We start from the raw sequence: 13,514 nt of genomic DNA on the forward strand, positions 1-13,514 counted from the left end.
GTCGGGAGATGAATATATTATTTGCTGCATCAGAATGTGTACCTTTTATCAAAACGGGCGGTCTTGGTGATGTAATAGGGGCTCTGCCAAAAGCGTTGAAAAAACAAGGCATCGGTGTAAGTGTGATTTTGCCGAAATACGGTGATTTGTCCAATCATTTTAAAGAACAGATGGTACTATTGGAAAGCATCGAGGTCCCAGTCGGATGGAGACGCGCGTTTTGTGGGATTGAGCTAATAGAAAATGATGGAATTCACTACTATTTTCTTGATAATGAATATTATTTTAAAAGACATGGGAGCTATGGATTCTTTGATGATGGTGAACGCTTTGCCTTTTTTTCAAGAGCTGTGTTAGAAGCAATTCCCTTTTTAAGAGATAAGCCAGATATCATTCATTGCCATGATTGGCAAACAGGTCCAATCAGTGTTTTGTTGAAAGCACACTATAAAAATCATCCTTTATATAAAAATATTAAGACTGTATTTACCATCCACAATTTACGCTATCAAGGCAATTATCCAAAAACAGTGTTGGCAGATTTGTTAGATTTAAGTGAATTGTATTTTCATATGGACGGAATGGAATATCACGGGAATGTCAGTTATTTAAAAGCTGGCCTTGCTTATGCAGATTATTTGACAACGGTAAGTCCGAAATATGCAGAAGAAATTCAAATGCCATATTACGGTGAAGGATTAGATGGCTTCCTGCGAAAACAAGGTAATCATCTAATTGGGATCATTAATGGATTAGATTATGAATTATATAATCCTAAAACGGATGAACATATTTTTACAAGGTTTGCAGATTATGATGAAAAAATGCTGAACAAGGCAAAGCTGCAGGAAGAATTATCTTTGTCAGTTAATCAGGAAATTCCTGTCATCTCAATGGTTACAAGACTAGTAGAGCAAAAGGGAATTGACTTAGTTTTACGTGTAATACATGAAATCATGAGTCTAAATGTTCACTTGATTATACTGGGAACTGGTGAGGAACGATATGAAAATGCCTTTAAGCAGCTTGCCGAAAAGTATCAAGGTAAAATATCCTATCATCCTTATTTTAACGAAGTCCTAGCCAGAAAAATTTATGCGGGTTCTGATCTATTTTTAATGCCGTCACAGTTTGAGCCATGCGGAATTGGGCAGCTATTAGCAATGAGATATGGCACCTTGCCAATTGTAAGGGAAACCGGCGGTCTATCTGATACAGTAATTCCTTTCAATGAGTTTACGAATGAGGGCTATGCCTTTAGTTTCCAGCACTACAATGCCCATGATATGCTATACACGATAGAAAGGGCAGTTTGGTTATTTCGGTTCCAGCCAAATAAGTGGAGAGAATTAGTTGGTCGGGTCATGCACCTTGATTTTAGCTGGGAAGCTTCATCAGAGCAATATAAAGCTATTTACGAAGGGCTTTTGCAGAATAAGTTGGTGCGAATATAATATTGGATCGGTTGGACATGTGCGAAGCTGCTTTCGTGCATTTTTTTTTATGGTTCATGTTAATTTCCTGGTTATCCCAGATAAAGGACAATACACGTGTAAAATAATCAAATATTGTTCTTAAGCTCCGTCAAAAGGACAACTCACCCGGAAATCACCTCAAACTTGTCCTTTAGAGCTAGTCAAGGACATTTCACTGTGAAAGCAATTTCTACTTGATCTTTAGAATTAGTCAAAAGGAAATCAGCAAACATTTGTTCTTTATGCACTACCAAGTAATTATCCAAACTTGTCCCAATTTCTAACTGTTTACGAAAAGAAAGCAATTGCCTATATGAGTTCATCTAAAAATCTAGGACAGTCACCCACTCCTTCAACTTTTAATAAGGTAAAGGGGGAGGTATGTGCCGATGGTTATCTTATATGATCAAGATATATTATTAGCCTCATTGGACAAATGGCAACAAGATGCTTTTCTTGCTTTTGATGAGAAGATTACACATAAAACATTAAAATTCCCATGTATTCCAGCTTATCAAGGATATAAATTAAACCACATGAGATTTGGCTTTGCAAGTGATCCGAGGAAAGAGAAGGCTTCGTTTGAATTAGCCGAATTATTAAAAACCTACGGTGAAGCTTCAAGAGAGATGGGAATATATACAGCCCTTATTATCTTTTTTGAGACGCCGCTGAAGCTGCAAAGTAATTACACGGTAAATGATTTTGAACAGCTTTTTTGGGGGCTATTAAACCGAGTAAGCACATTGGATGAAGAGGAATGGGTTGAAACGATTTCCCCTGATCCAAATGATCCTACTTGGGAATTTTGCTATAATAACGAACGGTATTTTATTTATTGTGCAACACCTGCTCATGAAAAAAGGAAAAGCAGACATTTTCCATACTTTATGCTGGCAATTACCCCTAGGTGGGTACTTGATGAATTTAGTTCTTCTATTGCTAAAGCGAATAAAATGAAAAAAATCATCCGTGCTCGTTTGGAGGAATATGATAATGCCCCGCCACATCCTGATTTAAAATGGTACGGTCAAAATGATAATTTTGAATGGAAGCAATATTATTTGCGAGATGATGATACTTCCTTACCTTCCTGTCCATTTAGGAAATTCTGGAAGAATTAAAAAACACCTATTAATCAAATTAGGTGTTTTTTTCTTTACGGAGAATAAATACATAGATGATTTTTTGATGTGTATTTTTTTTACAATGTAAACGTTAGATTTCGTAAAGATTATGGTACTCTTATGTTATCTAATTTTAGTTGAGAGGTAGATAACATGTTGGAATCGAATACTGTGGAATTGAGGGGAGTTTCTAAGTCTTTTTCCACAAATGGGAAGGTTGAACGAGTGCTTAACCATATCAATGGAACTATTGAAAATGGTTCAATTGTTACGATCCTTGGGCCATCTGGATCTGGTAAAAGTACGATTTTATCCATGTGTAATTTATTATTAACTCCAGACGAAGGGGACGTTTTCATCTACGGCAAGGAAGTAAGAAATTGGAATATCCCGGAATTAAGACAGACGGTAGGAATTGCTTTTCAAGCCGCACCGATGATACCCGGAACAGTTCTAGATAATTTGCTACTTCCTGCAAGTATTCATCAAATGAATATAGACCATCCTGAACAATTTCTTGAAAAAGTCAGTCTTCCAGAGTCCTTGTTACATAAAAATGTTCAAGATCTATCAGGCGGGCAAAGGCAACGATTGGGATTGGCGAGAACATTAGTGAATCGTCCTTCTATCTTATTACTTGATGAGATTACTTCCGCATTGGATCCTAGCTCCGTTAGGGAAATTGAGCATTTGATATTAAATTTACATAAAGAAGAGAATACAACCATCCTTTGGGTTACTCATGATTTAGATCAAGCGAGAAGAGTGGGAACACACAGCTGGTTGATTGTGAACGGGGAACTGGTCGAACATAGCCCGACAGAATCGTTTTTCACCACCCCAAAAGACGATAGAACAAAGCAATTCCTGGCAAAGGGGATGACGGATTTACCATGAATACACTAGCGCTTTTTCTTAGCTTTGGTTTTGTATTTGCTGCTCTCATTCTATCAAAATCGTTTAAATTAGGACTGGGAAAAGACCTTTTAATTACATCTGTCCGTGCAACCATTCAATTGTTAATTATTGGGTATGTATTAAAATTAGTTTTTGGATTAAATCATCCAATTGCTATTATCATCATGCTTCTAGCCATGATTTATGTAGCTGCTAGAAATGCTGTAAAACGTGCAAAAGGTTTACGTCATATTACGTGGAAAATTTTTATTACGATTTTAGCAGTGGAATCGATAACGATGGCATTTCTACTCGGTGTTCATATAATCCCTGCTACACCGCAGTATATTATCCCCATAAGCGGTATGGTTATCGGAAACTCGATGGTCATTGCAAGCTTGTATTTAAATCGTTTAAAGGCAGATTTAAATTTAAGAAAACAAGAGGTCATTTTACTGTTGTCTTTAGGCAGTACACCAAAGCAAGCAATTTTTCCGATTATTAAAGAATCGATTCGATCTAGCCTAATCCCAACGATAGAAAGCCAAAGAACAATTGGTTTGGTTCAATTGCCTGGCATGATGACGGGGCAAATTGTTGCTGGGGCAGATCCAATTCACGCTGTGAGGCTCCAGCTGCTTATTGTCTTTATGATTATGGCTGCAGCTGCTTTTACCGGAATTATTTTGGGATTATTGATTTACCCTAGTTTATTTAATAAATATCAGCAATTGGTGATAGAAGACTGGAATTAATTATATAGATAATTTACAAAGCACTTGGATAAACCATGTGCTTTTTTTCATGAGCTTATCTGTCATTTGTTTAAATTTCGGGAAATAATTTGCGGGTGGTAAATAGTCCAGTGACTTTTTGCTTAGTTACTTATCGGAGTAAATTATAGCAATATAATATCACGCAGAAGTTTTATTATTTTGAAAAATGGGTAAATAAATTGGAAGTTATTATAAAATAATATTTTTCACAACATTTGAAAGGGGTATGTTACATGAGCTCTATTAAAAGAAGTATGGGGACATTCAGTTTAATGATGACTGGTTTAGGATCCATCATAGGATCAGGCTGGTTATTTGGTGCTTGGAGGGCGGCTGGAATTGCTGGACCTGCTGCAATATTTTCATGGATTATTGGGATGATTGTCATCCTTTTCATTGCACTAACTTATGCTGAACTCGGTTCCATGTTTCCAGAGTCGGGTGGAATGGTTCGTTATGCACAATATACACACGGATCCTTCGTCGGTTTTATTGCGGCATGGGCGAACTGGATTGCAATCGTTTCCGTAATTCCAACAGAAGCAATTGCCTCGATACAATACATGCATTCATGGCCGTTTGCTTGGACTAAGTCCCTTATGAACGGTAATGATTTAACTCTTTTTGGAATTGTACTCGTCATTGTGCTTTTACTTATCTATTTCTTTTTAAATTATTGGACAGTGCAATTATTCTCGAGAGCAAACAATATAATTACTGTTTTTAAAATTGTCATACCACTCTTAACGATTGTAGGAATAATGACAGCTGGTTTTCATCCTGGTAATTTCCATCTTCCTTCTCAAGGGTTTACCCCCAATGGGTGGTCAGGTGTCTTTACGGCTGTAGCAATATCAGGCATTGTCTTTTCGTTTAATGGATTTCAAAGTCCTATTAATATGGCTGGCGAAGCGAGAAATCCAAAGCGATCGATTCCAATCGCAATCATTGGATCGCTGCTTATTGCCGTTATTATTTATGTATTATTGCAAATTACCTTTATCGGGGCTGTGAATCCGTCACTGGCTGCAAAAGGATGGGGTACTATTCAATTTAGTTCTCCATTTGCAAACCTCGCAATTGCACTCGGGATTAATTGGTTGGCAATTGTCCTATATTTAGATGCATTTGTTTCCCCATCAGGTACCGGGACCACTTACACTGCCACAACAGCAAGGATGATTTACGGTATGGAGGAAAATGGATATTTTCCAAAGATATTTGGAAAAATTCATCCGTTTTATGGGGTACCGAGACCTGCAATGTTTTTTAATCTTGTTGTCAGTTTAATCTTTCTCTTTTTGTTTAGAGGTTGGGGAGCCTTAGCGGAAATCATTTCTGTAGCAACTATCATCTCTTATATTTGCGGACCTATATCCGTGATGGCCTTGAGGAGAATTGGTGTTCATTTACGAAGACCCTTAAGAATAAAGGGAATTTCCATAATTGCACCATTAGGTTTCATCTTTGCAACGTTCATCTTATATTGGGCAAGATGGCCGCTAACTGGTGAAGTAATGTTTATTATGATTATCGGTTTGCCGCTTTATTTCTATTATCAAGTAAAAAATAAATGGGCCGGCTTTAGAAAAGATTTGAAAGCAAGCGGATGGCTGATTGTGTATCTAATCGTCATGGCGCTGTTTTCTTATATAGGCAGCGAGAAGTTTGGCGGAATAAATGTAATTAAGTACGGTTGGGATTTCGTGTTTCTGGTTGTTCTTTCGATTATCTTTTATTACTGGGGCGTGAAAAGTGCTTGGGAAAATCAGTATCTAAAGGAAGCAGAGGATGTGAACCAAAAAGCATATGGTACTGAGCAGGAAAGGAAGATTGTATAAAGAAAATTAACTGCTCCAGAAATAAAGTGCCAGCACAAGAAAGTTTATGGATTTCTTGTGCTTTTTATTTTGTTTTTTTAATTAGATGAAGGAAAAAGTTTATGAAGTTAATGGGAAAAATGAATTTTATCATTAGGGGGACGAAGGACAAAATTTCATTGGTGCACTCTGCTGAACGTGCATCATTTTCCTAATACTTTATGGAAAAGTTTAGCATAATGGCAGAAAAAAGAAGGATTAAAGCGAATATACTCGAATAATATTTAAATAGTAAAGACGGTTTTCATTTAGATTGTTGCAATTCATAAAAGGTCATAAATTGGTGCGCTTAAAAGGTGATTCATTCTTAGTCAAATAAGGATGATTATAAGATTCTAATTAGCAATTTAAGTTTAGAAAAGAGCGATAGTTAAAGAAAAAATTAATAAGAGGAGCGTCCTATGCATTTTCCTGTTTATATTTTTGGAATTCACCCCCATCTATTATTTGAATCTTTATCCTATTTTATTGGTTTTCGAGTTTATTTATATACAAGAAATAAAAATCGGATACCGATGGATAAAGCAATGTGGGTCATTGTTGGAGCAATTTTTGGGGCAGTGCTTGGCTCCAAGCTTGTATATTGGTTTGAGGATCCAGTCAAAACGATGCACCTTTGGAATAACTTAACTTACATGATGGAGGGGAAAACCATTGTAGGCGGGTTATTAGGCGGGCTGATTGGAGTTGAGACAGCAAAGAAAATCATTGGCTGGAAAAATTCCACTGGTGATGATTTTGTCTTGCCATTAGCAGTTGGAATGATGATCGGCAGAATTGGCTGTTTTTTAACTGGCTTAGATGATCATACATATGGAATTGCCACAAATTGGTTCACTGGAATTGATTTTGGGGATGGAGTAAGGAGGCATCCAACACAAATCTATGAAATTGTTTTTCTGTTATTACTCATCATTATTTTGATAACCATTAAGAAAAAACAGTTAGTCTTGTGGGAAGGATATTTGTTTCAGCTTTTTATGCTAAGTTACTTAGCATTTCGATTAATGATTGATTTTATTAAACCCACACCGCATCCTTATTTTCATTTAAATAATATTCAGCTTGCCTGCATTATCGGAATCATTTATTATATTCAACTTTTAGTAAAGAAATCGACTATCATCAATAAAGGAATGGAGAATCAGCATGCCAAATAGACCATATACTTATTATGACTTAACGATCAGTATTTGTTCCAAATGTTTAAGAAAGGTTGAAGCGAAGATTATTTTTGAAAATGACAAAGTATACATGGTAAAAACCTGTATGAAGCATGGGAAAGAAAAGGTGTTAATTTCAACAGATATTGAGTATTACAAATGGTGCAGAGATTTCATTAAGCCATCAGAAATGCCTCATAGGTGGAATACACCGATCAAATATGGTTGTCCATATGATTGCGGTTTATGCCCTGATCATGAACAGCATAGCTGCCTAACACTATTAGAAATTACGGAAAGGTGCAATTTAAAATGCCCAATTTGCTATGCCGAATCTTCCCCGCATACAGGTACATTCCGCTCGTTAGAACAAATCGAATTCATGCTTAACGCTATCGTCGAAAATGAAAAAGAACCAGATATTATTCAAATTAGCGGCGGAGAGCCAACCATCCATCCGCAGTTCTACGAGATATTAGACATGGTAAAGTCAAAACCTGTCAAACATATCATGGTAAATACGAATGGGTTGAAAATTGCCGGAGACAAAGAATTTGTAAAAAAACTCGCTGCCTATAAACCTGGCTTTGAAATTTATTTGCAGTTTGATAGTTTTGAAGCAGACGCCTTAAAGGAATTACGTGGAGTAGATTTAACGAAGGTAAGGCAAAAAGCAATAGATAATCTAAATGAACATAATATTTCTACGACATTAGTCGTCACATTGAAAAAAGGTTTAAATGATCATGAAGTTGGGAAAATCATTCAATACGGATTAGAACAAAAATGTGTCCGCGGTGTCACCTTCCAGCCGATTCAAAGTGCCGGGAGATTGGAAGATTTTGATCCAAAAACGGATCGACTCACTTTAAGTGAAGTCAGACAAATGATTATCGATCAATCTGGTGTATTTGCTGAAAAAGATATGGTGCCCGTTCCGTGTCACCCGGATTCATTGGCGATGGGCTATGCTTTTAAAATGAATGGAAATGTAACACCTCTAACTGGTATGATTGATCACCGAATCTTGCTGGAAGGAGAACGCAATACGATCGTATTCGAACAAGATGAAAATATCCGCAATATGATCTTCAAAGTATTTTCTTTAAACCATTCACCTGATTCATCAGCCATGTCGTTAAAGGATCTGTTATGCTGTTTGCCAAAAGTGAACTTGCCGGGGGATATCGGCTATGATAATGTTTTCCGCGTCATTATTATGCAATTTCAGGATGCTCATAATTTTGATGTGCGATCTGTGAAAAAATCGTGTGTTCATATTGCCCATCCAGATGGAAGAATTATCCCATTTGATACGTATAATTTATTTTATCGTGATGAAAAAGAACTAGAATTAAAGAAAATTCAAGAAGAGGTCTTGGCAGGAAGATAAATTTATTAAAATGGGGTGAACGAATGACAGATCAAGATAAAACAAGTAAGGAATCTGGGGGCAAAAATGGCGAAGGCAGTATTTGGGCTGGTATTGGCATCGGGATGGGGATTTATCTGGTCATATACCTCATTGCTTCGATAATTCAGCTAGAAACATTACTTTTTTTCGTTGGGCCGATTGTCCATCTTATTACAATGATTGTCTTCCTTGCTATTGGTAAAAGGTTCACAGGAATTGGCTTGCTTATATTAGCTGGAATTATCCTCTTACTAGTTTCTGCCTGCTTTGGGTTCGTGATTTTTTCATTAAACAACGGATAATAGGTGGAATTAGATGAAATACACTCCTTTTTCATAGTATAGTAGAGATAGTTAGAAAAAGGAGAAGATTTGGATGAAGCTGGTATCGTGGAATGTGAATGGTCTTAGAGCCTGTGTTAAAAAGGGGTTTCTAGACTATTTTAAAGAAATAGATGCAGATATTTTTTGTATTCAAGAAACAAAATTACAGGATGGCCAAATTGAATTGGATTTAGATGGCTATTATCAGTATTGGAACTATGCATTGAAAAAAGGCTATTCCGGAACAGCAATTTTTACAAAACGGAAACCACTATCAGTCCAATATGGATTTGAAAAGGAAGAATATGAGCCTGAAGGAAGAATCATTACCTTAGAGTTTGAAGAATTTTATATGGTGAATGTGTACACTCCTAATTCCCAACGTGATTTGGCAAGGCTAGATAAACGGTTGGCTTGGGAGGATACAATCCGGGAATATTTAATAGAATTAGATGCGATGAAACCTATTATTCTCTGCGGAGATTTAAACGTTGCTCATATGGAAATCGATTTGAAAAATGCGAAATCTAACAGAGGTAATTCTGGTTTTACAGATGAAGAACGTGGCAAAATGACCGAATTTCTCCAATCTGGTTTCATTGATACATTTCGATACCTTTACCCGGAAAAAGAAGGCGCTTATACTTGGTGGTCTTATATGAATAAGGTGAGGGAGCGGAATATTGGATGGCGGATTGATTATTTTATAGCTTCCGAAAGACTCGGGAAGGAAATAATCGATGCTGGTATTCACCCTGACATTATGGGAAGTGATCACTGCCCTGTATTCCTGGATATTGAATTGTAATCCTTATGGCACTTTATTGTTAAAAGAGCAATTAAGTGCCTTTTTTCCTATTTGTCCCCCTAAAGACCCTTCATTATTTTCGGAATATATTGTATATTAATGAATAGATGATGTAGATGAGGTGATTCTTTGGAAGATATCATTATTATGGCTATAATTTTTGCTGTTCCGATTGTTGCGATTATTACAAGTCATTTTCAGAAAACTGCAAGAATAAAAGCCGGCTATATAAAAGATCAATTAGAATTAGAAAAGCTTAAACATGAAAACTATTTATTGGAAACACAAAAGCTAAAGCTAGAACTCGAAAAAATGCAGATTGAAACAGAGGATAAAACAAAAATATTGTAATTTTTCAAAAGGAAGTCATTCAATTGATTTCCTTTTTTCGTGAAACGTTCTGGATGTGACTTCGTCTAAATAAAGAAAGCATTATTTTGGCGGGGGTTTTGGCATGAATAAATGGAAGGTTATTGCAATTATAGTTTGTTTACTAATTATCGGTTATATCGGATTCACCTATTTCCAAATAAAACAAGTGGCAAATGAGAAGCCACCTAAGAACGTACCGTATTTAATCATCTTAGGTGCAAAAGTAAAAGGGGACCAGATGTCAAAGGCATTATATGAACGAGCAAAAGCGGGGTTAGTTTACCTGCAACAAAATCCTAATACCAAAGCTATTGTAACCGGTGGACAGGGACCAGATGAGAAAATATCAGAAGCGGAAGCTGTTCGCCGTTTTTTCGTAGATCATGGCATTGATGCAAAACGAATTTTAATCGAAGATCGTTCTGTTACGACATATGAAAACATAAAATTTGCTAAAAAATTATATGGTATCAAAGAAGCAGTCATTGTCAGCAATGATTTTCATTTATTCCGATCTATCAAACTATCAGAAGATCAAGGGATAAAAGCTTATCCCTTAGCGGCTAAAACACCAAAAGTAGTGAAAGCAAAATTATATGCTAGAGAATATCTAGCAATTTTAAAATGGAGAGTAACAGGTAAGTAAAAAAAGCACAAGCGCCGCAGCTCTGACGTTCTGATGAGCAAAATTAGCATTTCAAACTTCACCTGATGTCGCTTTTCGTAGGGAGGGGATGAGATATCCGCTAGCAGATGACTGCTTACGCTAGATAGTCTAATCTATTGGCATAATTAAATGCTAAAAAACTTGTACTTTCTTATCATTAGAGAAAAGGAAATCATCCCTTTAAAATGGTTTGATTTCCTTTTTTTAACGGATTTTGTATAGAACAATTTGTAAATTATATCTATAATGAAATAATAATATGAATATCAGGGGTTGAAAGTATATTGAAGAGAAGCTATGTGCTCCTCCTGTTGTTAGTTTACTTGGTTGCTTTAGGCAGTTCTATTTTCATCTATCAGAAGAAAATTTCTCATCCAGTCGTAAAAGATAAAGGACGGTTGCTGCCAATTACTGTTAAAAGTATTCAATCTGCTACTGGTGAGAAGCAGCTGCAACAACTTGTCCGAAATGCCAATAAAACAAATCACAAAATTACGATTGCAGGTATGCAGCATAGCCAAGGAGGACAAACTTTATATCCTAACGCTATTTTAGTAGATATGAAATCTTATAATAAAATCATTGCATTTGATCGAAAAAGAAAAACGATTACGGTTCAAAGCGGCGCTACTTGGAATGATATTCAAAAATATATCAATCCATTTGGGCTTTCCATTAAAGTTATGCAATCCCAAAATATTTTTACAATTGGAGGATCACTTAGTGTAAATGTTCACGGAAGAGATATTCGAAATGATGCGCTAATTGACACAGTTGAATCTTTTCGACTAATTAATCCTAACGGAAACATTATAAATGTTAGCAGAAAAGAAAATACAAATTTGTTTCAATCGGTTATCGGAGGCTATGGATTATTCGGGATTATTTTAGACGTAACCTTAAAATTAACAGATGATGAACTTTATAAAACGCGAACAAGAACTATGGACTATAAGGACTATGAAACATATTTTCAAAAAAATGTATTAAATAAACCCTCTGTAAAAATGCATTTATCACGTATCTCCGTGGCACCTAAAACATTTTTAAAAGAAATGTATGTAACAGATTATGTAGTAGCAAACCAACAGGATTTGTCCCATTACAATCATTTAAAAGGAGAAACCATCGCCATCCCTAAATTTTTTCTAGGAATTTCAAGATATAGTAATTGGGGGAAGGATTTGTTTTGGGATGTTCAAAAGAAATATATGAAGATGACGGATGGCAAGCTAGTAACAAGAAACAATGTAATGAGATCGGATTCGAACTTTATGGAATACGATAGCCCTTCTCGAACAGAAGTGTTACAGGAATACTTTGTTCCCATAAATCAGTTTACAAGTTATATAGATAGCTTGAGAGAGACATTGAAAAAAGAGAAGAACTTTAACCTCTTAAATATTACTATTCGATTTGTAGATAAAAATCAAGAGGCCGTTATGTCTTATGCAAAAGATGACATGTTTGCACTAGTACTATTAATAAACCAAGGCCAATCAAAAAAGGATATCAAGCAAACTGAAAGAGTTGTTAGGAAGATGATAAATATTACATTAGATCATCATGGCAGCTACTATTTACCTTACTACTCTTACCCTAGTAAAAAACAATTACATGAAGCGTATCCACGAACGGATGAATTTTTTACCATGAAACGGAAGTACGATCCTAAAGAACGGTTCGTGAACTTATTCTACGAGGAGTATGGAAAATGACCTACAAGAGATTCATTTATTATCAAAGTATCATTGTCATGGCAAGCAGCATGATTTTTCCGTTTTATGTCCTATTATTAAAAAATGTTGGTAACAGCTACGCACAGTTTGGTTGGGCGTATGGACTATTTGCATTAACCTCTGCGCTTGCCTATCCGACAATAGGAAAGATTTCGGATCGATTAGGAGAAAAGGTTTTATTTATCATCTACTCATGGGGGATGGCAGTTCTTCTGTTATTTTTTCCCCTTGTTACAGAAGTTTGGCAAGTGTATATTCTGCAAATTATCATGGGTATTTTAGGTGCAGTACAAAAAAATTCAGAAAAAACAGCACTCGCAAAAAATGTGGAGAAAGAAACAGCTGGCAAAGAAATCGGAAAATATCATGTTTGGACCTCTGTAGGAGCTGCTATTGCGATTATTCTTACAGGGTATATCGTAGATTTTATTACCATAGGCAGCATTTTCTATTTAGCTTCTCTTATCTATTTTATAAGCGGGTTCCTATTATTGAAGAAGGAAAAAGTGTAATGTTATGAATGTTTTGTGAAGTATCCCTTTACAATGTACTTTATTTTTTATAAAATGAAGTGGAATACTAATTTTTAACATCAAAGGAGGAATAGGGTCGATATGAGTATGTCCGTTGTTTTTCAAATGGTTTTAGCTTGATGCGGGATAAGTATGCCCATTTTTAGCAAAACCAATCGTGAAACAACGGATATTCAGACCTGTTCCTCTTTAAATATTCGTGTATTTAGAATTTAATTCTACATGCACTCAAAAAGGCGGGGTTTGTTTTCCCTGCCTTTTTTGTATTTTTATATGTACGCATGAGGTATAGCCTAAACATGTCCTCCATGTTTTGCGATTGGTTCAATTTGAACTTTTT

13 protein-coding genes are annotated in these 13,514 nt (G+C 35.9%); all 13 read left to right on the top strand.

From position 1 onward, the window contains the following. Positions 1 to 8 precede the first annotated feature (8 nt). A complete protein-coding gene (gene glgA, locus AN964_RS10615) occupies positions 9 to 1,454 on the top strand; it encodes a glycogen synthase GlgA (protein WP_055739648.1) in 1,446 nt (481 codons plus the stop codon). A 410-nt stretch (positions 1,455 to 1,864) separates the two neighbouring features. Further along, on the top strand, positions 1,865 to 2,599 hold the full coding sequence (locus AN964_RS10620) for a YqcI/YcgG family protein (protein WP_055741217.1): 735 nt from the start codon (positions 1,865 to 1,867) through the stop codon (positions 2,597 to 2,599). 156 nt (positions 2,600 to 2,755) lie between these two features. After that, positions 2,756 to 3,499 (top strand): ABC transporter ATP-binding protein, encoded by a 744-nt coding sequence (locus tag AN964_RS10625; protein ID WP_055739649.1) that lies wholly within the window; start codon positions 2,756 to 2,758, stop codon positions 3,497 to 3,499. Then, entirely contained in the window at positions 3,496 to 4,254 is a 759-nt protein-coding gene (locus tag AN964_RS10630) for an ABC transporter permease (protein WP_055739650.1), read from the top strand. Before AN964_RS10625 ends, AN964_RS10630 begins: the two co-directional genes overlap by 4 nt. A 254-nt stretch (positions 4,255 to 4,508) precedes the next feature. Next, positions 4,509 to 6,116 carry an APC family permease gene (locus tag AN964_RS10635; RefSeq protein ID WP_055739651.1) on the top strand — a complete coding sequence of 536 codons (1,608 nt, stop codon included), beginning with the start codon at positions 4,509 to 4,511 and terminating at the stop codon, positions 6,114 to 6,116. A 440-nt stretch (positions 6,117 to 6,556) separates the two neighbouring features. Further along, complete coding sequence (locus tag AN964_RS10640; protein WP_055739652.1) at positions 6,557 to 7,315, top strand: prolipoprotein diacylglyceryl transferase family protein; 759 nt, start codon at positions 6,557 to 6,559, stop codon at positions 7,313 to 7,315. Further along, positions 7,305 to 8,711, top strand: a complete 1,407-nt coding sequence (locus AN964_RS10645; RefSeq protein WP_055739653.1) for a radical SAM protein — start codon at positions 7,305 to 7,307, stop codon at positions 8,709 to 8,711. Before AN964_RS10640 ends, AN964_RS10645 begins: the two co-directional genes overlap by 11 nt. Before the next feature lie 23 nt (positions 8,712 to 8,734). Beyond that, on the top strand, positions 8,735 to 9,034 hold the full coding sequence (locus AN964_RS10650; RefSeq protein ID WP_055739654.1) for a hypothetical protein: 300 nt from the start codon (positions 8,735 to 8,737) through the stop codon (positions 9,032 to 9,034). A gap of 73 nt (positions 9,035 to 9,107) precedes the next feature. Next, entirely contained in the window at positions 9,108 to 9,863 is a 756-nt protein-coding gene (locus AN964_RS10655) for an exodeoxyribonuclease III (protein WP_055739655.1), read from the top strand. Positions 9,864 to 9,992: 129 nt separating this feature from the next. Then, positions 9,993 to 10,214, top strand: a complete 222-nt coding sequence (locus AN964_RS10660; RefSeq protein ID WP_152982369.1) for a hypothetical protein — start codon at positions 9,993 to 9,995, stop codon at positions 10,212 to 10,214. A 103-nt stretch (positions 10,215 to 10,317) separates the two neighbouring features. Continuing rightward, a complete protein-coding gene (locus AN964_RS10665) occupies positions 10,318 to 10,881 on the top strand; it encodes a YdcF family protein (protein ID WP_055739656.1) in 564 nt (187 codons plus the stop codon). A 305-nt stretch (positions 10,882 to 11,186) separates the two neighbouring features. Continuing rightward, positions 11,187 to 12,620 (top strand): FAD-binding oxidoreductase, encoded by a 1,434-nt coding sequence (locus tag AN964_RS10670; protein WP_055739657.1) that lies wholly within the window; start codon positions 11,187 to 11,189, stop codon positions 12,618 to 12,620. Beyond that, positions 12,617 to 13,153: an MFS transporter gene (locus AN964_RS10675; RefSeq protein WP_055739658.1), complete on the top strand. Its 537-nt coding sequence runs from the start codon at positions 12,617 to 12,619 to the stop codon at positions 13,151 to 13,153. Before AN964_RS10670 ends, AN964_RS10675 begins: the two co-directional genes overlap by 4 nt. Positions 13,154 to 13,514 lie beyond the last annotated feature (361 nt).

This window comes from Heyndrickxia shackletonii (genome assembly GCF_001420715.1).
GTDB classification, from domain to species: domain Bacteria; phylum Bacillota; class Bacilli; order Bacillales; family Bacillaceae_C; genus Margalitia; species Margalitia shackletonii.